Below are 25990 nucleotides of genomic sequence, written 5' to 3' on the forward strand. Positions count from 1 at the left end.
CCTGGCCGCCCGGCCCGCCGCCGGCAGAGTCCTGCCCGCCGGATCCGGTCCCGCGACGGCCGGAGCGGGCCCCGCCGCGCCCGCCGCGCCGGGAGCCGCCGCACCGGGAGCCACCGGACACCGACCACCCGGACCCGCCGGACGACCCGGACCCGCCGGACCGTCCGCACCCCCCGCACCCGGAGCGGCGACGCCCGACGCCGGCGCGCCCCGCCCCGCCGTCACCGCGCCCGGACCGCACGCCGCGCCCGGACCGCACGCCGCCCCCCGCGCCGACGCGCCCGCCGGCGGCGGTCCCGGAGCCGCCCAAGCCCCCGCCGCCGGTTCCCGGTTCGCCGTCCTCGGCCCCGTCCGGGCCTGGCGCGGCGCCGAGGCGCTGCCCTCCGGCACCCCCCAGCAGCGCGCCCTGCTCGCCGCGCTCCTGCTCCGCGACGGCCGTACCGCCACCGCGCCCGAACTGATCGACGCCATCTGGGGCGAGGACCCGCCCCAGCAGGCCCTCGCCACCATCCGCACGTACGCCTCCCGCCTCCGCAAGGTCCTCGACCCGGGGCTGCTCGTCACCGAGTCCGGCGGCTACGCCATCCGCCTGCGCTCCACCGCCACCCTCGACCTCGGCGTGGCCCGCGCCCTGGCCGCCGAAGCCGAGACGGCCCGCACGGCCGGCGACCGCGGCCTCGCCCGCACGCTGCTGGCCCGCGCCCTGGACCTGTGGGACGGCGAGCCCCTCGCCGCGGTCCCCGGGCCGCACGCGGAGACCGAGCGGACCCGGCTCGCGGAATGGCGGCTCCAGCTCGTGGAGACCCGGCTCGACCTCGACCTGGAGGTCGGCCAGCACGCCGAGGCGGTGTCCGAGCTCACCGCGCTGACCGCCGCGCACCCGTTGCGCGAGCGGCTGCGCGAGCTGCTGATGCTCGCCCTCTACCGCAGCGGCCGCCAGGCCGAAGCCCTCGCCGTGTACGCCGACACCCGCCGCCTCCTCGCCGACGAGCTCGGCGTCGACCCCTGCTCCGAACTCTCCGCGCTCCAGCAGCGCATCCTCAACGCCGACGCCGACCTCGCCCGCGCCGAGGACCCGGCGCCCGCAGCGGCGTCCGTCCAGGTAAGGCCCGCCCAATTGCCCGCCACCGTCGCCGACTTCACCGGCCGCAGCAGCTTCGTCGACGAGCTCGGCAGCATCCTGTCCGGCACCGCCGGGGCGGGCCAGGTCATGGCCGTCTCCGCGCTCGCCGGGATCGGCGGCGTCGGCAAGACCACCCTCGCCGTGCACGTGGCCCACGCCGCCCGCCCGCACTTCCCCGACGGCCAGCTCTACGTCGACCTCCAGGGCACCGAGCCGCGCCCCGCCGAACCCGTCGCCGTCCTCGGCTCCTTCCTGCGCGCGCTCGGCACCCCCGACACCGCCATCCCCGACTCCCCCGCGGAGCGGGCCGCGCTCTACCGCTCCACCCTCGACGGCCGCCGCGTCCTGGTCCTCCTCGACAACGCCCGCGACGCCGCCCAGGTCCGCCCGCTGCTGCCCGGCACCGCGGGCTGCGCCGCGCTCGTCACCAGCCGCGTGCGCATGGCGGGCCTCGCCGGAGCCCACCTCGTCGACCTCGACGTGATGAGCCCCGAGGAGGCCCTCCAGCTGTTCACCCGGATCGTCGGCGCCGAACGCGTCGGCGCCGAACGCCAGGCCGCCCTCGACGTGGTCGGCGCCTGCGGCTTCCTGCCGCTCGCCATCCGCATCGCGGCCTCCCGGCTCGCCGCCCGCCGCACCTGGACCGTGTCCGTCCTCGCCGCGAAGCTCGCCGACGAGCGCCGCCGCCTCGACGAGCTGCAGGCCGGCGACCTCGCCGTCAAGGCCACCTTCGAGCTGGGCTACGGCCAGCTGGAGCCCGCCCAGCAGCGCGCCTTCCGCCTCCTGGGCCTCGCCGACGGCCCCGACATCTCCCTCGCCGCCTCCGCCGCCGTCCTCGACCTGCCCGAGCAGGACACCGAGGACCTCCTGGAGGCTTTGGTCGACTGCTCCCTGCTCGAATCCGCCGCTCCCGGCCGCTACCGCTTCCACGACCTCGTACGCCTCTACGCGCGTGCGTGCGCCGAGCGCGACGAGCAGCCCGCGAGCGGGCGCGAGGCCGCCCTCGACCGGCTGCTGGACTTCTACCTGGCCACCGCCTCCGGGGTGTACGCCCTGGAGCGCCCCGGCGACCGGCTGCCCGCGCACCTGTCCGCCACCCGCCACCCCGGGCTGGTCTTCACCGATCCGCGGGCCGCGCTGGACTGGCTGTACGCCGAGGCCGACCCGCTGCTGGCCTGCGTCCGGCAGGGCGCCGTACGCCAGGACCGCGACGGGACGCGGGTCCTGCGCCGGGCCGTGGACCTGCTGTGGGCGGCCAAGGACCTCGCCGAGTCCGGTGCCAACTCCAAGCAGTACGAGTCGGCCGCGACGGCCCTGCGCGACGCCGCGCGGAGCGCCGGCGACCCCCGCGCCGAGGGCCGGGCCCGTACCACCCTCACCAACACCCACCTGGTCGCGGGCCGGTTCACCGAGGCCGACGAGGAGGCCCGGCGGGCCACCGCCCTCGCCCGCGAGGCCGGCGACCCGCTGCCCAGCTGCTGGGCGCCCAACGACCGCGGGATCATCGCCCTCTACCAGGGCCGCCACGCGGACGGCGAGCGCTACCTGCTGGAGGCCATAGAGAACTTCCGTGCCGACGGCAACCACATCGGAGAGGCGAGCGCCCTGTGCAACCTCTCCCGCATCCACGTGGAGCTGGGCCGCCTGACGAGCGCCATCGACCTCGCCCGGCAGGGCATCGCCGTCTACGACCGGATGGGCCTGACCCTGCGCCTGGCCAACGGCCGCTACGCGCTCGGCATCGCGCTCACCCAGGCGGGCCGGCTCGGCGAGGCCCTGGCGCAGCTCACCGAGGCGCTGTCGCTGTTCCACGACAACCGCCAGCCGCTGTGGGAGGGCGTGACGCACTTCCGGCTCGCCGAGGCCCACCTGGCCGCGCGCCGCCCGACGCTGGCCGCCTCGCACGCCGAGCAGGCCATCGCGCTGCGCGGGATCGGCGGGGAGTGGCGCCGAGCCACCGTGCTGATGGTGCTGGGCAAGGCGCTGCTGCGGCTGGGCCAGTCCGACCGGGCGCGGGCCTGCTGGCGGGACGCCGAGGCGGTCTTCGCGCAGCTGGACTCCGCGGAGCTGTCCGAGGTACGGGCGCTGCTGGACCCCGAGATCGCCGCGTGAGGCGGTCCGGCGCCGGCCCCGTGCGCCCGGAGACCGCCTGACCTGCGCCGCCGGGCGATGAACGGGACGTTCATCGTTCGTTTATCGCCGCCCGGCACGATAAGTGCATCGACCCACCGCACCGGGGGGACTGGAGGGTCGGTCGGAGGACCACCCGTTCGGCGGTCCGCGGGGGAATCGCCGAACGGGCCCTACCCACCCATCAGGAGATCCGATGACGACGAACGAGAACATCGTGCCGCTCGACAACCACGCCTCGGGCGTCGAGATCAAGCCGCTGGAGAAGCCCGCGGAACAGCCCGCGGCGGTGCCGCTCGACGGTAGCCAGCCCGCGGAGGAGCAGATCCAGACGCTGGACAACCACGCGTCCGGCCCCCGCCCGTAACCCGGGCGGACACGGACGCAGCACGAAGACTTACGGGGGAAAACGGGGGGACGGCGGTCGCGGTGGCCCGGAGGGGGAGCCATCGCGACCGCCGCACACCCCTGTCCGGACCCGTACGCGGGCGGCTGACGGCAGGCCCGCATCCGTACGGCGCCGGCGGCGCGGCGGCCGGAGCGCGGGCCTGCCGCGGACCCGCCCGGCGGGCCCTAGGCTGGAGCCGTGTTCACCTCCCAGGGGCCGAGCGTCCGCGAACTCGCCGTGCAGGCGCTGTCCTCCGTCGAGCGCGGTTACGACCTCCTCGCGCCGAAGTTCGACCACACCCCCTTCCGCACGCCCGACCGGATGCTCGACGCCGTCGAGGAGGCCCTCGCCGCGCGGGAGGGCTCGTTCGGCGCCGGGCTGGACCTCTGCTGCGGGACCGGCGCCGCGATCGGCATGCTGCGGCGGCTGTGCCGGGACCGGGTGACCGGGGTGGACCTCAGCGCGGGCATGCTGGCGCAGGCCCGGCGGGCGCACCCGGACGGCCGGGTGGACTTCGTACGGGCCGACGCGCTGGCGCTGCCGGCCGGGCTCGGGGACGCGTACGACCTGGCGGTGAGCTTCGGGGCCTTCGGGCACTTCCTGCCGGCCGAGCGGCCGGCCCTCTTCGCCGGGGTGCGCGCCGCGCTCCGCCCGGGCGGCCTGTTCGCCTTCCCGATCGGCGCGCCGATCCCGCCCCGGCACCCCGCGTGGTGGGCGCTGGCGGGCTTCGACGCGGCGATGCGGGTGCGCAACGCGGTCTGGCGGCCGCCGTTCGTCATGTACTACCGCACCTTCCCCCTGGGCCCGGTCCGCGCCGACCTGGAGGCGGCGGGCTTCACCGTGGAGACGGCCCCGCTGGAGCCCTTCGGCCGCCTCCCCGGGGGCGCCCCCCGCTGGCGCCTCGTCCTGGCCCGGAACCCGGACTAGGCCGTGTCTTTCGGATCAGGGCGGATCAGCCCGGGGGCCCGGCGGATGCGGAGGTCCCGTTTGAGGACCTTGCCGCTCGCGTTGCGGGGCAGTTCGGCGACGAACTCCACGGCGCGCGGGACCTTGTAGTTGGCCATCTCCCGCCGGGACCAGGCGATCAGGTCGTCGGAGGTGAGGGTGGAGCCGGGGCGGCGGACGGCGTACGCCTTGCCGACCTCGCCGAGGCGCGGGTCGGGCACGCCGACCACCGCGACGTCCGCGATGTCCGGGTGCAGGCCGAGGAGCTGCTCGATCTCGGCGGGGTAGGCGTTGAAGCCGCCGACGATGAACATGTCCTTGATCCGGTCGGTGATGCGCAGGTTCCCGCCCCGGTCCAGGACGCCGACGTCGCCGGTGCGGAGCCAGCCGTCGGGGGTGACGGCCGCCGCGGTCTCGGCGGCGTCCTCGAAGTAGCCCCGCATGACGTGGTGTCCGCGTACCCACACCTCGCCCGCCGTCCCGGCCGGCTGGGGTTCCCCGTCGGGGCCGGCGATGCGCAGCTCGGTGCCGGGGATGGGCCGGCCGGAGGTCTCGGCGATGACGCGGGGAGGGTCGGTGCGGCGGCACATGGTGACGATGCCGCTGGCCTCGGAGAGCCCGTAGGCGGTGAGGACGGTGGCGATGTGCAGCTCGCCACGGAGCCGTTCGACGAGCTGGAGCGGGACCACGGCCGCTCCGGTGACGACGAGGCGCAGCGCGGACAGGTCGTGGTGGTCGCGCTGGGGGTGGTCGAGGAGCGACTGGTGGAGGGTGGGCGGCCCGGGGAGCACGGAGATCCGCTCGGCGGCGACGTTGGCGAGGACGGTGTCCACGTTGAAGACGGGCTGCGGGACCATCGTGGCCCCGCGCATCAGGCAGGCGATGATCCCGGCCTTGTACCCGAAGGTGTGGAAGAACGGGTTCACGATCAGGTAGCGGTCGCCCTCGCGCAGTCCGGCGAGCTCGCTCCAGACGGCGTAGCAGCGCAGCGACTGGGCGTGGGTGATGACGGCGCCCTTGGGACTGCCGGTGGTGCCGGAGGTGAAGATGATGTCGGAGGGGGCGTCGGAGGGGATCGCTTCGGCGCGCTCGCGGACGGCTTCGGCGCTCACGGAGTCCCCGCCCGCGAGGAACTCCCTCCAGGTGCGGAAGGAGTCGGGGGCGTCGTCGGCGAGGACGACGACCTGTTCCAGGTGCGGCAGCCCGGGCAGGGGCCCGGCGCCGGGGCCGTCGGCGGCGGCGCGGCGCAGGGAGGCGACGTACGAGGTGCCGAGGAAGGTGCCGGTGACGAAGAGCAGCCGGGCGCGGCTGCGCCGCAGGACGTACGCGGCCTCGGCGCCCTTGAAGCGGGTGTTCAGGGGGACGAGCACGGCGCCCGCCGAGACGGCTCCGAGGGCGGAGACGATCCATTCGAGGGTGTTGGGCGCCCAGACGGCGACCCGGTCGCCGGGCTCGACCCCGGCGGCGGCGCAGGCGGCCGCGGCGCGTTCGACGCGTTCGCCGAGCTGGGCGTAGCTGATCCGCGCGCGGCCGTCGACGACGGCCTCGCGGTCGGCGTACCGGTCGGCGGACTCCCTGACCAGCCGCGCGATGCTGCCCCAGCGCAGGTCGCCCCGCGGGTCCCCGCCGGACCCGGCGGCGCACCCGGCCGGGCCGACTCCGTACCCGTCCGGACCCGTGGCACCCCCGGCCGGGCCGACTCCGTACCCGGCCGGGCCCGTGGCGCCCCCGCCCGGGCCGACTCCGTACCCGGCCGGGCCCGTGGCGCCCCCGTCCGGATGCCCCGCGTACCCGCCCCGGCCGTCGGTGCACCCGCCCGGGCCGCCGGCGCCGTCGTCCGGGCCCGCGGTGAGCCCGGGCGCCCCGGTCAGGGGAGCGCCGGGGCCCGGATCGGCGGATGCGCGCGGGGCCACGTCCGGACCTTCGGAACGGCCCTCGTGCCGGCCCTCGTACCGGTCTTCGCGCAGGCCATCGCGCGCGCCCCCGTGCAGCTCTTCGTTCGCGCCCTCGTCCATCGTCCGCCCTCCCCGACAACCAGTAGCTGACTATCCGTCAGATTAGCTGTACCCTTCGCGGCTGTCAGTACTGGCGCACCCGGAGGTGGCGATGGCGGCAACGCTCAAGGACGCTACGGCGATAGTCGGCATCGGCCAGACCGCCTTTGCCAGACGACTGCCGCAGTCCGAGAAGGAACTGGCCTGCCGGGCCATTCTGGCGGCACTGGCCGACGCGGGCATAGATCCCGCCGAGGTCGACGCCTTCTCCTCGTACACCATGGAGGAGACCGACGAGGTCGAGGTGGCCAAGTCCATCGGCGCCGGCGACGTCACCTTCTTCTCCAAGATCGGCTACGGCGGCGGCGGTTCCTGCGCCACCGTCGGACACCTCGCGGCCGCCGTCTCCACCGGCCAGGCCTCCGTGGGCGTCGCCTGGCGCTCGCGCAAGCGCGGCTCCGGACCGCGCCCCTGGAAGAACACCGCCGTCCAGCTGCCCACCCCCGGGCAGTGGACCCGGCCCTTCGGCCTGCTGCGCCCCGCCGACGAGATCGGCATGCTGGCCCGCCGCTACATGCACGAGTACGGCGCCACCCGCGACCACCTCTTCAACGTGGCGATGGCCTGCCGCAACCGGGCCAACGAGAACCCGGCCGCGATGATGTACGAGCGCCCGCTGACCCGCGAGATGTACATGACCTCCCGCATGATCAGCGACCCGCTCTGCCTCTTCGACAACTGCCTGGAGACCGACGGCGCGCTGGCTTGCGTGATCGTCTCCGCCGAACGCGCCCGGGACTGCCGCCAGAAGCCCGTCTACGTCCACTCCGCCGCCCAGGGCCTGCCCGCCCAGCACCACGGGATGGTCAACTACTGGAACGACGACCCGCTGACCGGGCCCGCCTGGACGGCCGCCCGGCACCTGTGGAAGCAGGCCGACTTCGGCCCGCAGGACGTGGACGTCGCCCAGATCTACGACGCCTTCACCCCGCTCATCCCGCTCTCCCTGGAGGGCTACGGCTTCTGCGGGCGCGGCGAGGGCGCCGCCTTCACCGAGGGCGGCGCGCTGGAGAGGGGCGGCCGGCTCCCGATCAACACCGGGGGCGGCGGTCTGAGCGAGGCGTACGTCCACGGCTTCAACCTGATCAACGAGGGCGTCAAGCAACTGCGCGGCACCTCCACCGCCCAGGTGCCGGACGCCGCGACCTGCCTGGTGACGGCGGGCGAGGGTGTCCCGACGTCCGCGATCCTGCTGAGAGCCTGAGGAGCCGACCCATGACCGCGCCGCAGACCGCACCCCAGACCACCCCCGCGACCGCGCCCGTGAGCACCCCGGCGGACTCGGCCGGCCCGGCCGCTCCGGCCGCCGACGCGCTGCTGCTCCCCGTGCCCGACGAGGACGGCGCGCCCTTCTGGGAGCACGCCGCCCGGGGCGAGCTCCGCGTCCAGGCCTGCGCCGACTGCGGCAGGCTCCGCTTCCCGCCCCGCCCCTGCTGCCCGCGCTGCCGGTCCTTCGCGAGCGAGTGGCGTCCGATGAGCGGCCGCGGCCGCATCTGGTCCTACGTGCGCCCGTACCCGCCGCTGCTGCCCGCGTACGCCGCGCAGGCACCGTACAACGTGATCCTCGTGGAGCTCGCCGACGCCCCGCACATCCGGCTGGCCGGCAACCTCGTCACCTCCGCCGACGCCCCGCTGGACTCGGTGGACCCGGCGCGGCTGCGCATCGGGGCCCGCGTGCAGGTGGTGTTCACCGAGACGGGCGGGATGGCCGTGCCGCGCTGGGTCCTGGAGAAGCCGTGACGCTGCGGGTGGAGCGCGAGGCGTCCACCGGGGTCGCGGTCGTCACCCTGGACCGGGAGCGCCGGCACAACGCCATCGACCTCGAGACGGCCGCAGAACTGACTGCGGTATGGCAGGAGTTCCGCTTCGACGACGCGGTCCGGGCGGTCGTGCTGACGGGCGCGGGGACGGCCGCGTTCTGCACCGGGATCGACCGGGACGCGGTCGTGCCGCAGCCGGGGTCCCCGTACTCGGTGGACGATCCGCTGGTGGCGATCGGCCCCAAGGCGGGCGACCTGTGGAAACCCGTGGTCGCCGCCGTCAACGGCATGGCGTGCGGCGGAGCCTTCTACCTGCTGGGCGAATCGGAGTTCATCATCGCCTCCGAGAGCGCGACGTTCTTCGACCCGCACACCGCCTACGGCATGGTCAGCGCGTACGAGGCCGTCTACATGGCGCAGCGGATGCCCTTCGGGGAGGCCGCCCGGATGTCCCTGATGGGCACGGCCGAACGGCTCTCCGCCGGGCGGGCGTACGGGATCGGCCTCGTCTCGGAGCTGACGGCGCCCGAGGAACTGCTCCCGGCGGCGCTCCGGGCGGCGCAGACCCTGGCCGGTTTTCCGACGGAGGCCGTGCAGGGCACCGTACGGGCGCTGTGGTCCGCGAAGCGGGCCGCGCTCCGGCAGGCCCTGGACCAGGCCCCGGCGCTGATCGCGCTCGGCAACCTGGCGCCGGAACGGCAGGCGGAACTGTTCGCCTCCCGGCGGCCGGGAGGGGAGTACCGGCTGCGCTGACCCCCGGAGCGGGCCGGGCCGGGTGGGATCGGTCTGCCCGCCCGTCCGGGCTCAGGAGCGCCGCTTGGTGGCCTTCGGCTTGGGCTTCGACGTGGACCCACTCGTGGACCCGCTCGTGGAGCCGCCCGAGGACGAGGTCGGCGCGGGGCTGGTCGTCGCGGACGCCGAGGAGGACACGACGGAGACCGGGCCGGTCCGGCAGGTCTTGACCTCGGCGGCCCGCGCCGGCTCCTTGAGTGCGACGTCGACCGTGCCGGTCGCGCGCGCCTCCAGGGTCACCCGGGCGGTGCTCGCCTCCAGTACGGAGCCGGAGGCGGTCTCCCGGTACAGCTCCACCTCGAAGGTGGCCCTGCGGTCGAGCCGGGAGGTCACCCTGACGGTGGAGACCGGCGGGGTCGCGCCGGCGCAGGACACGACCACGGCCGTGGCCGGGTCGCCGGTCGGGCTCGCGGACGGCGTGGTGCTCGCAGAGCTGCCGCCGCTTCCGCTCCCGCTGTGCGTCTTCTTCTTGCTGCTCTTGGAACTGGAGCAGCCACCACCGCTGCTCTTGCTCTTCCCGCTCTTCCCGCTGCTTCCGCTCCCGCCGGTCGACGAGAAACCGGTCAGCGCGAAGACGACGGCGATGAGCACGGCCGTGAACCGCAAACGACGTACGGCCACCATGGCCCCACCCCTCCCCCTGGACAACAGCGGGTCACGCTAGCAGCCGGCCGCCCGGCGCAGACCGGTCCCACCGGTGTCTCCGCATCCTCCGGCGCCCGGCTCCGCCCGCGTGCGGCGGCGGGTACCCGGGCGTAGCGTCGGGACGGGGCCGCTCTCCGGAAGGGCCTGGCATGATCCGCAACACACTGGGTTCGCTGCTGGGGCTGATCGGCGCGGCCGCCGCCGTCTGGAGCCCGTTCCGTGCCTGGTACGGCAGCCGCCAGGGGCGCGACTACCGCGTCGAGCAGCTGTTCTCCCGCGCCGGCATCACCGAGGACGGGGCCTCGCTGTTCGGGTCGATCCTGCTGCCCTTCCTGTTCGCCGCCCTCCTCGCGCTGGTCGCGGTCGTGCTCCGGTCGCGGCTGCTCATGGGGCTGGCGGGGGTCGTCGTCCTCGGGTTCGCCGTGCTGTGGATGGTCCGCCAGGGCCAGGCCGCGGACGGCCTCTCGGTCGGCGGTGACGGACCGGGCCTGGGGGACGGCCTCGCCAACGCCTTCGGCGGAGGCGCGCTGCTGCTGCTGGGCGCCGCCGTGATGAGCGGCCGCCCCGCCCGGCGCCGTCGCCGCACGGACGCCCCCGCCGACCGGGACGAGGCAGCGTACGGATCCCCGTACCCGCCCGCCCACCAGGACCCGGACCCGTACCCGCCGCCCCACCAGGACCCGCGGGCGTACCCGCCGTCCCACCAGGACCCGCGGTCGTACCCCCCGTCCCACCAGGACCAGGCCGGGACCTACCCGCCGGAACCCACGGGCCCCGCAGACCCCGATAACCCCTCGGGCCCCACCGGCTGGGGCCCGAGACCCCCCAGGGACCAGCAGTCGTAGCCCCACAAACGGCGGCGGCCCCGCACCCCCGGAGGGGGCGGGGCCGGCCGGCACGTGGGTGCGGGGGTCAGGCGGCGTCGACGACGCCCGAGGCCGCGATCTCGACCTTGCCCTTGGGGGCACCGGACTGGGAGCCCAGGGCCTCGATCTGGTCGACCAGCGCCTGGCCCTCGACGACCTCGCCGAAGACGACGTGCTTGTTGTCGAGCCAGGAGGTGACGACGGTGGTGATGAAGAACTGCGAGCCGTTGGTGTTGCGGCCGGCGTTCGCCATCGACAGCAGGTACGGGCGGTCGTGCTTCAGCGTGAAGTTCTCGTCCTCGAACTTCTCGCCGTAGATGCTCTTGCCGCCGGTGCCGTTGTGGTTGGTGAAGTCACCGCCCTGCAGCATGAACTGGGGGATGACGCGGTGGAAGCCGGAGCCCGCGTAGCCGTAGCCGTTCTGGCCGGTGGCCAGCTCGCGGAAGTTGCGCGCGGTCTTCGGGACGACCTCGTCGAAGAGGTTGAAGACGATGCGGCCCGCGGGGGCGCCGTTGATGGTGATGTCGAAGAAAACGTTGCTCATGGGGTCCATCCTGTCACTCCCGGTGCGTTCCGCTACCGGGAGGGGCCGAGTCGCCTCAGCCCGCCGTACGGGTTCCGGTGCCCTTCGCCGCGTCCAGGGCGTACACACAGCGGTCCTTGCTGCACGCGTAGACCACGCCCGCCTCCGCCACCGGGGCGCCCGTGATCTCGCCGCCCGTGGCCAGTTTCCAGCGGAGCTGGCCGCCCGCCGCGTCCAGTGTGTAGAGGCAGTGGTCGGCCGATCCGAAGTGCACCCGGCCGTCCGCGACCGCCGGGAGGCCGGTGATCTCGCCACCCGCCGCGAAGCGCCACTTCGGGGTGCCGGTGACCGCGTCGAGGGTGTACAGCGCGCTGCCCGCCCCGAGGTGCACGTTGCCGTTCGCCACCAGCACCGGGTCCGCGGAGGACCGCGCCTCCGTCGCGATCCGCCAGCGGTCCTTGCCGGTGGCCGCGTCGAGGGCGTAGACGGTGCCGAGGTAGTCGGCGAGGTAGACGCCGCCGCCGGTCACCGCGGGCCCCGGCGCGAACGCGGGGGCGGCCAGGAACACTGCCGGGGCCTCGAAGTGCCAGCGGACCCGCCCCGAGGACCGGTCCACGGACAGCACCCGGGTGCCGGCGCTGACGTAGACGTTGCCGTCGGGGGCGGGGGTGACCCGTACGGGCACGTTCCCGCAGGCGGCCGCGTCGCCGACGGGGTACGACCAGGACTCGCGGCCGCTGCGGGCGTCCACGGCGCGCAGCCGGGCGTCCTGCCAGACGTACACGGTGCCGTCGTGGAGGACGGGGGCCGCCTCCGGGGTCTCGAAGTCGGTCTGGGCGCCGGACAGCTCCCACAGCCGCTGCCCGGTGGACGCCTCCCAGCCCTGTACGCCGCCGCCGCGCGTGGCGGTGACGACGGTGCCGCGCTCCGCGCTGAGGGCGTACACCCAGGCCTCGGTGGACAGCCGCCACCGCTCGGAGCCGTCGGTGGCGTCGAGCGCGTACAGGGAGGGGCCGTCGGAGGCGTGGATGCGGCCGTCGGAGACGGCCATGGACCAGGCCACGTCGCGGGTCTTGAACTGGCGGCGGCCGCTGGCCACGTCCAGGGCGTGGACCTCGAAGGAGGTCACGTACAGCAGGTCGCCCGCCACGGTGGGGGTGCCCCACACCTCGTTGGACATGCGGAAGCGCCACGGGCGCCAGCGGCCGCTGTCCGGGGCCGGACCGGGGTTCGGCACGGCGCCCACCACGGAGGGGGCGGCGGGGGAGCCGCCGGGCGGGCGGATCCAGCCGGTGGCCGAGTCCGCGGCGCCGGCGTGCGGGGCGGGGGCCACCGCGGTCGCGCGCGGCCCGGGCCCGATCGGCACCGGGGACCCGCCGAGCCGTACGGGCTCGCCGGACGGCACCGGGGCCATCGGCGGGTGGTGGGGGCGCTGCGGGACGGCGTGCCCGGTGCGCGGGTCCACCCACGGCTCGGCGCCGCGCGGCCGGCGGTGCGTGGCGGCCCCGGAGTCCGGGCCGCGGGAGCCGCCGGGGCGGGGCGCGGGGGCCCGGACCACGGCGGCGGGGGGCGTGCGGTTACCCGACCGGCGGGCCTCGATCATCGCGACGACCCGCTCGGGCAGCCACGCCGAGGCGGTGCCGCTGTCGTCACCGCCGTCGAAGAGGTGCGGGGCGAGCTGCGCCTGGAGGTCGGCGGGGGTCGGCCGCTGCGTGGCGTCCATCTGCATGCAGGAGTCGATGAGCGGGCGCAGCTCGTCGGGGAGGCCCTCCAGGTTGGGGCCCTCGCGCAGCAGCATGAAGACCGTCTCCACCGGGTTCGCCCCGTGGTACGGCGGGTGCCCGGTCGCGGCGAAGACGAGGGTGGAACCGAGCGAGAACACGTCGCTGGCGCCCCGGACGCTGCGCGAGTCCTTCGCCTGCTCCGGCGACATGTACGCCGGGGTGCCGACGGCGACGTTCGTCATCGTCAGCCGGGTGTTGGAGACGCCGCTCGCGATGCCGAAGTCGATCACGCGCGGCCCGTCCTCGACGACGAGCACGTTCGACGGCTTGAGGTCGCGGTGGACGAGGCCCGCGCCGTGGATGGACTGGAGCGCCTCGGCGATCCCGGCGGCGAGCCAGCGCACGCCCTGGGCGGGCATCGGCCCGCACTCGTTGACGATCTCCTCCAGGGAGGGCGCCGGGACGTAGGCGGTGGCCAGCCACGGCACGGCGGCGCGCGGGTCGGCGTCGACGACGGCGGCGGTGTAGAAGCCGGAGACGGCGCGGGCGGCCTCGACCTCGCGCGTGAAGCGCACCCGGAACAGCTGGTCCTCGGCGAGCTCGGTGCGCACCGTCTTGATCGCGACCCGCCGTCCGGACGCGGACCGCGCGAGATAGACCAGCCCCATGCCGCCGGCGCCGAGCCGTCCCAGCACCTCGAAGGGGCCGATCCGTCTCGGGTCGTGCTGCGTCAGCTGCTCCACCACTGGCCTCCACACTTCCCCGTACGGGCCCTCGCCGGGTCCGCTTCCACCAGCGCGCGCGAGCCCGGCCCGGGGCCGGGCCCCGTGCAGCGTCTCACCCCCGGGCGCCGCCCGGGGTCGCGCACCACCGATTCTGTCAGGCCCGCGCCCGGTCCGGCCCCGGGACGGGTCCCGGGACGCCGCGTGGCTAGCCCGCGTGCCGGGTCCGCGGCTCGGAGAGCAGCCCGAAGACCGCCCCCTGATCGTCGGCGACGACCGCGATCCTCCCGTACGGCGTGTCGAACGGATCGGCGGTGACCCGGCCGCCCAGCCGCTGCACCGCGGCCACGGACGCGTCGCAGTCCGGTACGGCGAAGTAGGCGAGGAAGTGCGCCGGCATGACCTCCGGGAAGGCGTCGGTGATCAGGCTGCGCCCCATCACGGCGGTCTGCGTGCCGGGGGCGCTGCCGGGCGGGGACCAGATGCGGTACTCGACGCCGGCGTCGTCCTGGTCCTCGGGGACGTAGCCGAAGACCTTGGCGTAGAAGACGTCCACGGCGTCGCGGGCCCGCGTGTAGACCTCGGTCCAGCAGTACGTGTACGGCTCCTGCTGCGCGTCGAAGCCGTGGTGGGTGCCCGGCTGCCACAGCCCGAAGACGGCGCCGCCGGGGTCGGCGGCCAGGGCGGCGGTCCCGTACGGGCCGACGGGCATCGGGTCCATCACCATCTGGCCGCCGGCGGCGCGGATGCGCTGGGCACAGGCGTGGGCGTCGGTCGTGTACAGGTAGATCCCCCAGACGGTGGGCATGCGGCCGTCGGGCTTGGGGGCGAGGGCGGCGACGTTGCGGCCGCGGCTGTAGGCCTGCGTGTAGTGGCCGTACCGGGCTCCGCCGTCGTCGGCGAACGTCCACCCGAAGAGCTCACCGTAGAAGCGCTTGCCCGCCTCGACGTCCGGAAGCGAGGCGTCGACCCAGCAGGGTGCGCCTTCCGCGAATGCGGCCATGAGCCCGGTTCCTTCCGTTGTGCGGCGGTTCGTGCCCTTTTCGCCCCTCCCCGCCATGGTCAGCCCGAAAACTTGTCCACAGCCTGTTGATAAGACTATTCGGGGGACACCCCCGGGTGACCGGCGGGCGCCGGTCCTGCGCGCAGGACCGGGCGCACGGAGGGCGGGCCGGGCTGCATGCGGGGGCGGGCGGGGACGGACGGGGGCGGCCGGGCTGTGTGCAGGGCCCGTACGAACCGGCACGGGCGACGCGGGGCCACCGCGGCCGCCCGGGGCCGCCGCCACAGGCCGAAACCCGGCCCCACGGCCTCTCAGGACCCGCTCCCGCCCTGGCCGGAGGCCTCGTCACCCCATTTGCAGGCGGCCGAATAGCGCCCCGATCACCCCTCGGTAAGCTGACGGCATGACAGGACAAGTACGCACCGTCGACGGGCGTGTCGCCGGCCGGCGCGGCCAGGCGACGCGGCAGAAGCTGCTCGACTGCCTCAGCGAGATGCTCAGCTCCTCGCCGTACCGCGACGTCAAGGTGATCGACGTCGCCCGCAAGGCCGGCACCTCCCCCGCGACCTTCTACCAGTACTTCCCGGACGTCGAGGGCGCCGTCCTGGAGATCGCCGAGCACATGGCCACCGAGGGCGCCCAGTTGACGTCGCTCGTCGAGGGCCGCACCTGGGTCGGCAAGGCCGGGTGGTCGGCGGCGGAGGAACTGGTCGAGGGCTTCCTGGACTTCTGGCGGCGCAACGACGCGATCCTGCGGGTCGTCGACCTCGGCGCGGCCGAGGGCGACAAGCGCTTCTACAAGATCCGCATGAAGATCCTGAACTCCGTCACCAACTCCCTGACGGAATCGGTGAAGGACCTCCAGGCCAAGGGCAAGGTCGACAAGGACGTCAGCCCCGCGGCGATGGCCGGCTCCCTCGTCGCGATGCTGGCCGCGGTCGCCTCGCACCAGAAGGGGTTCCAGACCTGGGGCGTCAAGCAGACCGAGCTCAAGCCGAACCTGGCGCTGCTCGTCCACCTCGGCATCACGGGCAAGAAGCCCACCAAGTAACGGCGGACCCCTCCAGGGTCCGCCGTCCCGGGGCGGTCTCGTGCCGCCGTGCGCCTGTGATCAGCGACGCTCCAGGCGGAACAGCCGGATCTCGCGCTCGATGCGCGCCTGGTACGCCGCGTACGGCGGCCAGAACACCAGGGCGGCCCGCCACGCCTCCGCCCGCTCCTCCCCCGTCAGCAGCCGGGCCCGTACCGCGATGTCCTGGCCCTTCCAACTCACGTCCGCGTCCGGGTGCTTGAGCAGGTTCCCGGTCCACGCCGGGTGCCCGGGCCGGCCAAAGTTGGACCCGATCAGCAGCCAGGTCGCCCCGCCGTCCTCCGGCATGCAGGCCAGCGGGGTGATCCGCGGCGCGCCCGTCTTGGCCCCCTTGGCCGTGAGAATCACGCCCGGCAGCATCTGCGCGCTGAGGATGACCCTGCCGCGGGTCAGCTTGTGCACCGCCTTGTCCACGGCGGGGATGAAGTGCGGTGCGACCTTGGCGAACAGCCTGGTCGAGGAGACCTTCTGCATCAGCTTGACGCCGACTCCGGGTTCCACAGCCATCAGACGGCCACCTTCTCCTTCTCGGGTGCCGCCCCCGCGGGCGGGGTGAAGAGACCGGCGCGGTGCGCCGCGTGCGCCCGCAGCCGGTGCACCGGGCCGAACAGCAGCTCGTCGGCCGCCGCCCGCTTGAAGTACAGGTGCGCGTCGTGCTCCCAGGTGAAGCCGATGCCGCCGTGCAGCTGAATGGACTCGCCCGCGGTCACCCGCAGGGCCTCCAGGGCCTGGGCGAGTGCGAGTCCGCCCTGCGCCGGGTCCCAGGCGGCGTAGTAGGCGGCCGAGCGCGCCGCCTGCACCTGGACGTAGAGGTCGGCGAGCCGGTGCTTGACCGCCTGGAAGGAACCGATCGCCCGGCCGAACTGCTCGCGCCCGCACACGTACTCCACGGTCCGGGCGAGGGCCTGGCCGGCCGCGCCGACCGCCTCGGCGGCGAGCACGGCGGCGGCCGTGCGCCCGGTGGCGGCGAGGGCAGCCGCGACGTCGGCCCCCTCGTCGCCGAGCAGCTGCGCCGGGACGTCCCTCAGCTGGACGGCGGCCTGCGGCCGGGTCTCGTCGAGTACGGCCTGCCGTTGCCGCACGAGGCCGGGCGCGTCCTCCCGTACGAGGAACAGCAGCGTCCGGGCGCGCGCGAAACCGCCGGTGTGGGCGGCGACCAGCAGCACCGACGCGCTGTGGCCGTCGAGCACCTGGGCCGCCTCCCCGTACAGCCGCCAGCCGCCGTCGGCGTCGGCGCGGGCCTGGACCCCGCCCGCCCGGCCGCCGCCGGCCCACTCGCCGGCGGTGTTGTCGCCGGTCAGCCCGAGGGCCGTGGCGAGCACCGGGCCGGGGACGGCGAGGGCGGCCGTCAGCCCGCCCGCGGCGAGCGGCGGCAGCAGCTCGCCGCGCTGGGCCCCGGTGCCGAGCACGGTGATCAGCGGTACGGAGAGCGCGGCGGTGGCGAACAGCGGCGAGGGCAGCAGCACCCGCCCGGCCTCCTCGCAGGCCAGGGCCAGGTCGGCGGGCGTACAGCCGACGCCGCCGTACTCCTCGGAGACGGCGAGGCCGGGCAGCCCGAGCCGCTGGGCGAGCTGCTGCCACAGCTCGCGGTCGTGTCCGGCGGCGGTGCGGACGGCGGCCTTGACCTCGTCCGGGCCACAGCGTTTGCCCAGGATTTCGCGCAGGGTACGGCGCATCGCTTCCTGCTCCGCGGTGAAGGCGGCATCCATCGTCGGGCTCCTCCCCGTATCTGACGGGCCGTCATGTTAGGGCGACGGACGCCAGATGCACAGGGGGCGGACACCGGGGCGTTCCCGCACGGGGCGTTCCCGCACGGGCGGCGCCGGCCGGACGGGGTCAGCGGCCGTCCCGCGCCCGGACGAGCCCGGCGGCCACGAGGGCCGCGCGACCGAGGCCGGTCGGTCCGGGCCCGGGCGGACGGGGGCTGGCGTCTGACGCAGCGTCAGATATACCGTCTTCCCCATGCCTGGACCGACGGGACAGCCCCGCCCCCTGCCCTCCCCCGCACCGCGCCGCCGGGTCGCGGTCGTCGGCGTCGCCCTCTCGGACTGCGGGCGGGTGGACGGCCCCACCCCGTACGCCCTGCACGCCCAGGCCGCGCGCCGCGCCCTGGCCGACTCCGGGCTGAACCGCTCCGTCATCGACGGCTTCGCCTCGGCCGGCCTCGGCACCCTCGCCCCGGTGGAGGTGGCCGAGTACCTGGGCCTGCGTCCCACCTGGGTCGACTCCACCTCGGTCGGCGGCTCCACCTGGGAGGTCATGGCGGCCCACGCCGCGGACGCGATCGCCGCCGGACACGCCAACGCCGTCCTGCTGGTGTACGGATCCACCGCCCGCGCGGACATCAAGGCCCGCCGCCGGACCGCGAACCTCTCCTTCGGGGCGCGGGGACCGCTGCAGTTCGAGGTCCCGTACGGCCACACGCTGATCTCCAAGTACGCGATGGCCGCCCGCCGCCACATGCACGAGTACGGCACCACGCTGGAACAGCTCGCCTCGGTGGCCGTGCAGGCCCGGGCGAACGCCGCCGCGAACCCGCACGCGATGTTCCGCGACCCGATCACCGTGGACGAGGTGCTGTCCGGCGAGATGATCGCCGACCCGTTCACCAAACTGCACTGCTGCATCCGCTCGGACGGCGGCTGCGCCGTCCTGCTGGCGGCGGAGGACTACGTACCGGACACCGCGAAGGCCCCCGTCTGGGTCCTGGGCGCGGGCACCTCGGTCTCCCACACGACCATGTCCGAATGGCAGGACTTCACCGTCTCCCCGGCGGCGGTCTCCGGCCGCCTGGCCTTCGAGCGGGCGGGCCTGACCCCGGCGGACGTGGACCTCGCCGAGATCTACGACGCGTTCACGTACATGACCCTGGTGACCCTGGAGGACCTCGGCTTCTGCGCCAAGGGCGAGGGCGGCGCCTTCGTCGAGAAGGGCCGCCTGCTGCGCGACGGCGAACTCCCGGTCAACACCGACGGCGGCGGCCTCTCCGCCTGCCATCCGGGCATGCGCGGGCTGTTCCTGCTGGTCGGGGCGGTCCGCCAACTGCGCGGCGAGGCGGGCGCCGGCCAGGTCGTGAAGGCCGGCGGCCGACTGCCCGAGGTCGCCCTGGCCTCGGGCACGGGCGGCTGGTTCTGCTCCTCGGGAACGATCCTGCTGGGCCGCTAGGCCGGCCTCCGACTACCGACTACCGGCGGCCGATGCCGTCAGTACTGCCAGCGCGGCTGGCTGCCGTCCAAGCGGCAGTGGATCAGCCGCCCGTTCCCCGCGTGCGTGGACCGGCCCAGGTCGGCCTTGCGGCAGAACTGGCCCGCGTTGTAACAGTTGCCGGCGTTGGAGACGATCTCGCACTCGGCGGTGGCCGGCCGGGTCGGCGCCTGCGTCGTCGGCCGGGGCGCCGGCTTCGTCGTGGGCCGGGGCGCCTGGGTGGTGGCGGGCGGCTTCGGGTCGGCGGCGCGCGGGGCGGCCGCCCGGGTGGGCGAGGGACTCGGCACGGCCGCCGGGGCGGCGGACGCCGTCGGGGAGGGCGTCGGGGACGCCGCCTCGGGCGTCGGTGTGGGCGTGGGTGTCGGCGTCGGGCTCGCGGTCGGGGCCGCCGGCGAGGAAACCGGCGGGGGCGTCACGGCGGGAGCCCCGCCGTCGGCCGGTCCGCAGGCGACCGCCACACCCGCCACGAGCAGGGCGACCAGCGCCCGCCGGACGGGGCCGTTCGTACGCCGTCTTCCATCTCTGACCATCGGTACCCCCACCAGAAGCCGTTCGAAGGAGGCACATCATATGAACGGAGGCTCGGAGCGGATGCTTTTCGGCCAAACCGTGACCAAGGGCCGTGCCTACGGCGACGATTCGGGGCGCCCCGACTGTCCCCCGCCGCCCGCCGCCCATCGTTGCCGACGGCGGGCAGCGGGCCCGGCCCCCGGGGTGCCGACATCGGCACATGCGCCCGCACCGGAGCACCGCATAGCGTTTCCAGCGGTACGGAAGCGAGTCCGGCGCCCCCGCACGACGCGGCGCGCCCCCTTCCACCCCAACCGGTACGGAAGGCGGCAGCCATGGACGGCTCAGCGCACACACGAACGACCGGCACGACCGGCACCGCCGGAGGTGGCTTCAGGTCACGCGCGTCCGTCGTCACGCTGCTCGCTCTGCTCTTGGGCGCGTACGCGGGAATGGTGGCGCTTCCCAACGCCAGGCACCTGCGCTCGCTCCACGACGGCGTACAGGCCCGCGCAACGCTCCGCACGGGCGGCTCGTGCATCCTGGGCCGGTGCGAGGTCGAATTCGAGGCCGGCGGGCGCACCGTGGTGGCCGCCCTCCCGGCGGGCAGTGGCGGCGGAAAGTCCCCGGTCGGCACACGACTCACCGTCCGCTACCGGGCGGACGATCCCCAGGTGGTCGCCCGCCAGAGCGACGTCGACGGCGGCGCGGCGGTTGTGGGGACTGTGGCAGCGGCCTTCTCATCCCTGGCCCTTCTTACCGTGGTGGCCCTGGCGACGCTCTCCCGGGCACGGCAACGCGCCCGCCCGGCCCGGCAGGACCCGGCGGGGACGACGCCCTAGCCTGGGGGAATGACTGGTGAGACGGGCAGCGAAGAGACCGGCGGCGCAGAGTTCCGCACCACCCTGCACTCCCTGCGCGTGTGGGACGGCCCGCTCCCCGCGTTCGACCCCGCAACGGCGCCGGCCGAGCCGCTGCCGTTGTTCCGCGCGTGGTTCACGGACGCCGCCAGGGCCGGGCAGCCGGAGCCGCACACGATGAGCCTGGCGACGGTCGACGCGCAGGGCCGGCCCGACGTGCGGACGCTGATGCTGCACGACGCCGACGCCCGCGGCTGGCACTTCGCCACGCACGCCACCAGCACGAAGGGCCAGCAGCTGGCCGGCTGCCCGGAGGCCGCGCTGGGGTTCTACTGGCCCGCCGTGGCCCGCCAGATCCGCCTCCGGGGCCGGGTCACCGCCTGCGGCCCGCAGGAGAGCCGGGCCGATCTGGCGGTCCGCTCGCGCGGTGCGCTGGCCGCCGCGCTGACCGGCCGGCAGAGCGAGGTCCTCGGCTCGACGGAGGAGCTGGTGCGGGCGTCGGAGGCCGCCTGGGAGCGGGCCGGGGCCGAACCGGACGCTCCGGCGCCCACGTGGACCCGGTACGTCCTGGCCCCCGTCGAGGTCGAGTTCTTCCAGGGCGACGCCGCCCGCCGCCACACCCGCCTCCGGTACCGCCAGACCCCGGACGGCACCTGGACCCGCGACCTGCTCTGGCCGTAACGGCCACGGGGGGGGCGGGAGCGGCACGGGCTCGGCGCAGGCACGGCACGGGCACGGGTGGCCGTACGACCCCGGCCGCCGCCCCGCCCCCGCCCCCCGCCGGCCCCGTCCCCGCCCCGTCTACTCCGCCGCCGCCCGGCGGAACACCGCCACCGCCACTCCGTCCGCCGCCTCGCGGAAGGTCACCGTCAGCGGCATGCCGATCGCCAGGTCCGCCGGCTCGCAGCCGACGACCTCCGTCATCATGCGCGGCCCCTCCGCCAGGTCGACCACGGCCGCCGTGTACGGGACGCGCTCCCCGAACGGCGGGAGGTCGTTGCGGTGGATCACCGACCAGGTGTAGAGGGTCGCGCGGCCGCTCGCCGCCTCCCACGCCACCCGGTCCTCCCCGGCCCAGCAGAACGGGCAGAACTCGCGCGGGTAGTGGTGCGCCCGTCCGCAGTCCGCGCAGCGCCGCAGCAGCAGCCGCCCCCGGGCCGACGCGTCCCAGTAGGGGCGGGTGAAGTCGTCCGCCTCCGGAAGGTCGTACCGGGCGGTCACAGGAAGAGTCCGAGCGCGGCGTCCAGGGACCAGGCCTGCCAGCCCATGGCGAACAGCGCGACGAGGGAGATGAGCGCCATCATGGCGTTCTGGCCCTGCTCGGCCCAGTCGTGGATCATCAGCACCAGGTACAGCAGGTTCAGCAGCAGGCCTCCGACCAGGGCGACCGGCGTGAGGAACCCGAACACCAGGCCCAGCCCCAGGGCGAGTTCGGCGTAGACGACGAGGTACGCCATCGCCTTCGGGCGCGGCCGCACCACCTTCTCGAACCCGCCCTTGACGAACCCCCAGCGGTGCTTGCCCGCGACGTCGGCGGCCCACGCGATACCGGTCCCGCGCTCGAACCAGCCCTTCTTGTCCTTGTGTCGCCAGCTCTCCAGCCACCACAGGCCGAGGCCTATCCGGAGCACGGCGAGCCATTCGGCCCCGCTGAGCCAGATGGTCTGCATCGGCAGCCTCCACCCCTCCACCACGACGAGCACGACAAACCCGACGAGCCCGACGAGCCCGACGAGCACGCCGGCCCCGCCGGCCCCGCCGACGTAAGATCTGACGGTACGTCAGTTCAGCTGATCCGGAGCGTTCCCGCAAGGCCCCGGCCGCACCCCGGCCACACCCCGCCCGCCCCCGGACCCCCTTCCGTGATCGATCCGCAATCGATTCCCTCCTCGTCCGAGACCCATCAACCCAGCGTGGCGATACGATCACTCCTCATGCCCGGACCCCCCACACCCCCCGACATGACCACCCAGCCGCGCCCCGTGTACGTCATCGGCGCAGGCCCCGGCGGCCTCGCCGCCGCCGCCGCGCTGCGCGCCCGCGGGGTCCGCACCGTCGTCGTCGAGAGGTCCGACGCGGTCGGCTCCTCCTGGCGGGGCCATTACGACCGGCTCCGCCTGCACACCACGCGCCGCCTCTCCGCCCTGCCGGGCCTGGCCATGCCGCGCCGCTTCGGACGGTGGGTCGCGCGCGACGACGTCGTGCGGTACCTGGAGAAGTACGCCGAGTTCCACGAACTGGAACTGGTCACCGGCGTCGAGGTGACCCGCGTGGAACCGGCCGCCGGCGAGGACGGGGGCCACGACGGCTGGACCCTGCACGCCAGCGGAGGCCGGGTGCTCACGGCCGCGGCCGTGGTCGTCGCCACCGGCTTCAACCACACCCCCGCCCTGCCCGAGTGGCCCGGCCGGGACGGCTACACCGGGCGGCTGCTGCATGCCGCCGAGTACCGCAACCCCGCCCCGTACGCCGGGCAGGACGTGCTCGTCGTCGGCGTGGGCAACACCGGCGCCGAGATAGCCGTCGACCTCGCCGAGGGCGGCGCCGCCCGCGTGCGGCTCGCCGTGCGCACCGCCCCGCACATCGTGCGCCGCTCCACCGCCGGCTGGCCGGCCCAGCGCACGGGGATCCTCGTACGCCGGCTGCCCGTCCGGCTCGTCGACCGGCTGGGCGCGCTCGTCGCGCGGGTCTCCGTCCCGGACCTGTCGGCGCACGGCCTCCCCCGCCCCTCCACCGGCCTGTACAGCAGGGTCCGGCAGGGGGCCATCCCCGTGCAGGACGTCGGCCTGATCGACGCGGTCCGCCGGGGCGCGGTCGAGCCGGTCGCCGCCGTGGACTCCTTCGACGGCGGCGAGGTCGTGCTCGCCGACGGCTCGCGGATCGCCCCGGACGCGGTGGTCGCGGCCACCGGCTACCGGCGCGCCCTGGAGGGCACCGTCGGCCACCTGGGGGTGCTCGACGAGCACGGCCGGCCCCGTACCAGCGGCGGACGCACGGCGGACGGGGCGCCCGGCCTGTACTTCACCGGGTTCACCAACCCCATCAGCGGGGCCTTCCGGGAGATGGCCCTGGACGCCGACCGGATCGCCAAGGCCGTGGCCCGGCACCTGCGCACCTGACCGGCACCCGACCGCGACCGCACCCCGGCCGCGACCGCGACCGCACCCCGACCGACCGCACCCCGAACCGGACGGCGACCCGGCCGGAACCGCACCCCGACCCGCCCCCGGCCGGAACCGTGCGCCCCGGCCGGAACCGCACTCTGGACCCGGCGCGAGGGCGTCTGACACCGTTCCACACACCACCTCCACCACTTTCCTGCGCAGGCCTGTTCCTGACGACACGTCAGTTCAGTAATCTGACTACGCGTCAGTTATTGAGGTTCATCGAGCAGGAGCGGGCGGAACGATGCTTGGATCTACTCACGGCACCCTCACCACCGACTTCCGCGCACGTGTCGAGGCCTGCGGGGAGACCCCCAGGGCGGCCGTCCACTCCTCGGCGGCGCCGTCCGCCGAGGACGCGGTCGCGCTGGACGTCAGCGGGCGGCCCCTGCACTCCGACGTCCCCGACCTGGACCGGTTCTTCCGGCCCGAGTCGGTGGCCGTCGTCGGCGCCTCGGACGCCGAGGGCAGACCGAACACCGGGATCACCCGCCAGCTCATCGCCTGGGCGGAGCGCGTCGGCGCCCGGCTCCATCCCGTCCACCCGACCAGGACGACCGTGTTCGGCCTCCCCTGCCACGCCTCCGTGGCCGACCTGCCCGAGCAGGTGGACCTCGCCGTCCTCCTCGTCGCCGACCCGGTCCCCGTCATCGAGGAACTGGCCGAGACGAAAGTGAGGTTCGCCGTCGCCTTCGCCTCCGGCTTCGCGGAGACCGGCGACGCGGGCGCCGCCGCCCAGGACCGGCTGGCGGCCGCCGTACGGCGCTCGGGCCTGCGCCTGCTCGGCCCCAACACGAACCTCAACGCCTTCGAGGAGTTCCGCCAGGACCTCGACGGGCCCGCCATCGCCCTCATCACCCAGTCCGGCCACCAGGGGCGCCCCGTCTACACCCTCCAGGAGCTGGGCATCCGCCTCTCCCACTGGGCGCCGACCGGCAACGAGGCGGACCTGGAGACCTCCGACTTCATCTCCTACTTCGCCGAGCAGCCCGAGGTCGGAGCCATCGCCTGCTACGTCGAGGGCCTCAAGGACGGCCGGTCCTTCCTCCTCGCCGCGGACCGGGCCGCGCGGGCCGGCGTACCCGTCGTCGCCGTCAAGGTCGGCCGCACCGAGACCGGCGCCCGGATGGCCGCCTCCCACACCGGGAAGCTGACCGGCGCCGACACGGTCGTGGACGCCGCCATGCGGCAGTTCGGCGTCATCCGCGTCGACGGCCTGGACGAGCTCCAGGACACCGCCGCCCTGCTGGCCCGAGCCCGCCGACCGCAGGCCGACGGGGTCGTCGTGTACTCCATCTCCGGCGGCACCGGCGCCCACTTCTCCGACCTCGCCACCGAGGCGGGCCTCACGCTGCCCACCCTCGCCCCGGCCAAGCAGGACGAGCTCCACCAGTGGATACCGGAGTACCTGAACGTCGCCAACCCCGTCGACAACGGCGGCCACCCGGTCGGCGACTGGCGCGGCCGCAAGATCATCGACGCGATCCTCGCCGACCCGGCCGTCGGCGTGCTGATCTGTCCGATCACCGGCCCCTTCCCGCCGATGAGCGACCGGCTCGCCCAGGACCTGGTGGACGCCGCCGAGGCCACCGACAAGCTCGTCTGCGTGATCTGGGGCTCCCCCGTCGGCACCGAGGACGCCTACCGCACCACCCTCCTCGGCTCCTCCCGCGTGGCCACCTTCCGCACCTTCGGCAACTGCATCACCGCCGTACGGGCCTACCTCGGCCACCACCGCTTCACCGCCGCCTACCGCTCCCCCTTCGACGAGGCCCCCCGCACCCCCTCCCCCTCCTTCCGCAAGGCCCAGGCCCTGATGCGCCCCGGCCAGCAGCTCAGCGAGCACGCGGCGAAGCAGTTGCTGCGGGCGTACGGGATCCGGGTGCCGCGGGAGCAGCTCGTGACGAGCGCGGCGGCGGCCGTCCGGGCCGCCGGGCTGGTCGGGTACCCCGTCGTCATGAAGGCGTCGGGCCCGCAGCTCGCCCACAAGACCGAGCTCGGCCTCGTCAAGGTCGCCCTGACGTCCGCGAGCCAGATCCGCGACGCGTACCGGGAGCTGACGGACATCGCCCGCTACGAGGACGTCCCCCTGGACGGCATCCTCGTCTGCCAGATGATCGAGCGCGGCGTGGAGATGGTCGTCGGCGTCACCCAGGACGACCTGTTCGGCCCCACCGTCACCGTCGGCCTCGGCGGGGTCCTGGTGGAGGTCCTGCACGACGCGGCGGTCCGCGTCCCGCCCTTCGGCGAGGACCAGGCCCGCGCCATGCTCACGGAACTGCGCGGGCACGCCCTGCTGGAGGGGGTCCGGGGCGCCCCGCCGGCCGACGTGGACGCCCTGGTGGAGGTGATCCTGCGGATCCAGCGGATGGCCCTGGAGCTGGGAGACGACCTGTCCGAGCTGGACATCAACCCGCTGATGGTGCTCCCGCGCGGGCAGGGGGCGGTGGCACTGGACGCCCTGGCCATCTGCCGCTGACCCCCGGC

The 25990-nt window shown here is 75.0% G+C and carries 23 protein-coding genes; 14 read left to right on the forward strand and 9 right to left on the reverse strand.

From position 1 onward, the window contains the following. Window position 1 precedes the first annotated feature (1 nt). The 3 genes from ACFWW8_RS13250 (at window position 2) to ACFWW8_RS13260 (ending at window position 4568) form a co-directional block, all read left to right on the forward strand. Complete coding sequence (locus tag ACFWW8_RS13250) at window positions 2-3235, forward strand: BTAD domain-containing putative transcriptional regulator (protein ID WP_386527599.1); 3234 nt, start codon at window positions 2-4, stop codon at window positions 3233-3235. Window positions 3236-3449: 214 nt separating this feature from the next. Next, window positions 3450-3620, forward strand: coding sequence for a hypothetical protein (locus tag ACFWW8_RS13255; protein WP_386527602.1), 171 nt, complete (start codon window positions 3450-3452; stop codon window positions 3618-3620). Between the two features lie 219 nt (window positions 3621-3839). Further along, on the forward strand, window positions 3840-4568 hold the full coding sequence (locus ACFWW8_RS13260) for a class I SAM-dependent methyltransferase (RefSeq protein ID WP_386527605.1): 729 nt from the start codon (window positions 3840-3842) through the stop codon (window positions 4566-4568). Here ACFWW8_RS13260 and ACFWW8_RS13265 read toward each other — a convergent pair. Further along, entirely contained in the window at window positions 4565-6601 is a 2037-nt protein-coding gene (locus tag ACFWW8_RS13265; RefSeq protein ID WP_386527608.1) for a FadD3 family acyl-CoA ligase, read from the reverse strand. The two genes, ACFWW8_RS13260 and ACFWW8_RS13265, sit on opposite strands and share 4 nt — an antisense overlap. A gap of 91 nt (window positions 6602-6692) precedes the next feature. Between ACFWW8_RS13265 and ACFWW8_RS13270 the strand changes: the two genes are divergently transcribed. The 5 genes from ACFWW8_RS13270 (at window position 6693) to ACFWW8_RS13290 (ending at window position 10682) form a co-directional block, all read left to right on the forward strand. Further along, window positions 6693-7844: a lipid-transfer protein gene (locus ACFWW8_RS13270; protein ID WP_386527611.1), complete on the forward strand. Its 1152-nt coding sequence runs from the start codon at window positions 6693-6695 to the stop codon at window positions 7842-7844. A gap of 110 nt (window positions 7845-7954) precedes the next feature. Next, window positions 7955-8380 (forward strand): Zn-ribbon domain-containing OB-fold protein, encoded by a 426-nt coding sequence (locus ACFWW8_RS13275; RefSeq protein WP_386528097.1) that lies wholly within the window; start codon window positions 7955-7957, stop codon window positions 8378-8380. Then, the gene (locus tag ACFWW8_RS13280) at window positions 8377-9153 is read left to right on the forward strand and encodes an enoyl-CoA hydratase/isomerase family protein (RefSeq protein ID WP_386527614.1); all 777 of its coding nucleotides are present in this window, start codon (window positions 8377-8379) and stop codon (window positions 9151-9153) included. Before ACFWW8_RS13275 ends, ACFWW8_RS13280 begins: the two co-directional genes overlap by 4 nt. A 67-nt stretch (window positions 9154-9220) precedes the next feature. After that, window positions 9221-9856: a hypothetical protein gene (locus ACFWW8_RS13285; RefSeq protein ID WP_386527617.1), complete on the forward strand. Its 636-nt coding sequence runs from the start codon at window positions 9221-9223 to the stop codon at window positions 9854-9856. A 130-nt stretch (window positions 9857-9986) separates the two neighbouring features. Continuing rightward, complete coding sequence (locus ACFWW8_RS13290) at window positions 9987-10682, forward strand: hypothetical protein (protein WP_386527620.1); 696 nt, start codon at window positions 9987-9989, stop codon at window positions 10680-10682. Window positions 10683-10749: 67 nt separating this feature from the next. On the opposite strand, the gene ACFWW8_RS13295 is transcribed toward ACFWW8_RS13290, so the two are convergent. The 3 genes from ACFWW8_RS13295 to ACFWW8_RS13305 all read right to left on the reverse strand — a co-directional run bounded on the left by ACFWW8_RS13295 (window position 10750) and on the right by ACFWW8_RS13305 (window position 14675). Then, complete coding sequence (locus ACFWW8_RS13295; protein ID WP_386527622.1) at window positions 10750-11247, reverse strand: peptidylprolyl isomerase; 498 nt, start codon at window positions 11245-11247, stop codon at window positions 10750-10752. Window positions 11248-11302: 55 nt separating this feature from the next. After that, window positions 11303-13693: a PQQ-binding-like beta-propeller repeat protein gene (locus tag ACFWW8_RS13300; protein WP_386527624.1), complete on the reverse strand. Its 2391-nt coding sequence runs from the start codon at window positions 13691-13693 to the stop codon at window positions 11303-11305. Between the two features lie 187 nt (window positions 13694-13880). Continuing rightward, on the reverse strand, window positions 13881-14675 hold the full coding sequence (locus tag ACFWW8_RS13305) for a VOC family protein (protein WP_386527627.1): 795 nt from the start codon (window positions 14673-14675) through the stop codon (window positions 13881-13883). Window positions 14676-15078: 403 nt separating this feature from the next. Between ACFWW8_RS13305 and ACFWW8_RS13310 the strand changes: the two genes are divergently transcribed. Next, window positions 15079-15726: a TetR family transcriptional regulator gene (locus ACFWW8_RS13310; RefSeq protein WP_383921593.1), complete on the forward strand. Its 648-nt coding sequence runs from the start codon at window positions 15079-15081 to the stop codon at window positions 15724-15726. Window positions 15727-15786: 60 nt separating this feature from the next. On the opposite strand, the gene ACFWW8_RS13315 is transcribed toward ACFWW8_RS13310, so the two are convergent. Then, on the reverse strand, window positions 15787-16272 hold the full coding sequence (locus ACFWW8_RS13315; protein ID WP_386527630.1) for a nitroreductase family deazaflavin-dependent oxidoreductase: 486 nt from the start codon (window positions 16270-16272) through the stop codon (window positions 15787-15789). Further along, window positions 16272-17474, reverse strand: coding sequence for an acyl-CoA dehydrogenase family protein (locus tag ACFWW8_RS13320; protein WP_386527633.1), 1203 nt, complete (start codon window positions 17472-17474; stop codon window positions 16272-16274). The genes ACFWW8_RS13315 and ACFWW8_RS13320 overlap by 1 nt, the downstream gene beginning before the upstream one ends. A 253-nt stretch (window positions 17475-17727) precedes the next feature. Here ACFWW8_RS13320 and ACFWW8_RS13325 point away from each other — a divergent pair, with 253 nt between their 5' ends. Beyond that, a complete protein-coding gene (locus ACFWW8_RS13325; protein ID WP_386527636.1) occupies window positions 17728-18930 on the forward strand; it encodes an acetyl-CoA acetyltransferase in 1203 nt (400 codons plus the stop codon). Window positions 18931-18968: 38 nt separating this feature from the next. On the opposite strand, the gene ACFWW8_RS13330 is transcribed toward ACFWW8_RS13325, so the two are convergent. Next, window positions 18969-19499: a hypothetical protein gene (locus ACFWW8_RS13330; RefSeq protein WP_386527638.1), complete on the reverse strand. Its 531-nt coding sequence runs from the start codon at window positions 19497-19499 to the stop codon at window positions 18969-18971. 315 nt (window positions 19500-19814) lie between these two features. On the opposite strand from ACFWW8_RS13330, the gene ACFWW8_RS13335 reads away from it, so the two are divergent. Both ACFWW8_RS13335 and ACFWW8_RS13340 read left to right on the forward strand, forming a co-directional pair. Next, window positions 19815-20321 carry a hypothetical protein gene (locus ACFWW8_RS13335; protein ID WP_386527641.1) on the forward strand — a complete coding sequence of 169 codons (507 nt, stop codon included), beginning with the start codon at window positions 19815-19817 and terminating at the stop codon, window positions 20319-20321. A gap of 9 nt (window positions 20322-20330) precedes the next feature. After that, the gene (locus ACFWW8_RS13340; RefSeq protein WP_386527644.1) at window positions 20331-21020 is read left to right on the forward strand and encodes a pyridoxal 5'-phosphate synthase; all 690 of its coding nucleotides are present in this window, start codon (window positions 20331-20333) and stop codon (window positions 21018-21020) included. A gap of 120 nt (window positions 21021-21140) precedes the next feature. Here the strand turns inward: ACFWW8_RS13340 and ACFWW8_RS13345 are convergent, their stop codons facing one another. Then, window positions 21141-21560 (reverse strand): Zn-ribbon domain-containing OB-fold protein, encoded by a 420-nt coding sequence (locus ACFWW8_RS13345; protein WP_386527647.1) that lies wholly within the window; start codon window positions 21558-21560, stop codon window positions 21141-21143. Next, window positions 21557-22009, reverse strand: coding sequence for a DoxX family membrane protein (locus ACFWW8_RS13350; RefSeq protein WP_386528100.1), 453 nt, complete (start codon window positions 22007-22009; stop codon window positions 21557-21559). The genes ACFWW8_RS13345 and ACFWW8_RS13350 overlap by 4 nt, the downstream gene beginning before the upstream one ends. Window positions 22010-22273: 264 nt before the next feature. On the opposite strand from ACFWW8_RS13350, the gene ACFWW8_RS13355 reads away from it, so the two are divergent. Then, window positions 22274-23458, forward strand: a complete 1185-nt coding sequence (locus ACFWW8_RS13355) for a flavin-containing monooxygenase (protein ID WP_386527650.1) — start codon at window positions 22274-22276, stop codon at window positions 23456-23458. A 289-nt stretch (window positions 23459-23747) separates the two neighbouring features. Beyond that, on the forward strand, window positions 23748-25982 hold the full coding sequence (locus tag ACFWW8_RS13360; RefSeq protein ID WP_386527653.1) for an acetate--CoA ligase family protein: 2235 nt from the start codon (window positions 23748-23750) through the stop codon (window positions 25980-25982). Window positions 25983-25990 lie beyond the last annotated feature (8 nt).

The sequence above is a fragment of the Streptomyces sp. NPDC058701 genome, from assembly GCF_042715295.1.
Lineage (GTDB): Bacteria > Actinomycetota > Actinomycetes > Streptomycetales > Streptomycetaceae > Streptomyces.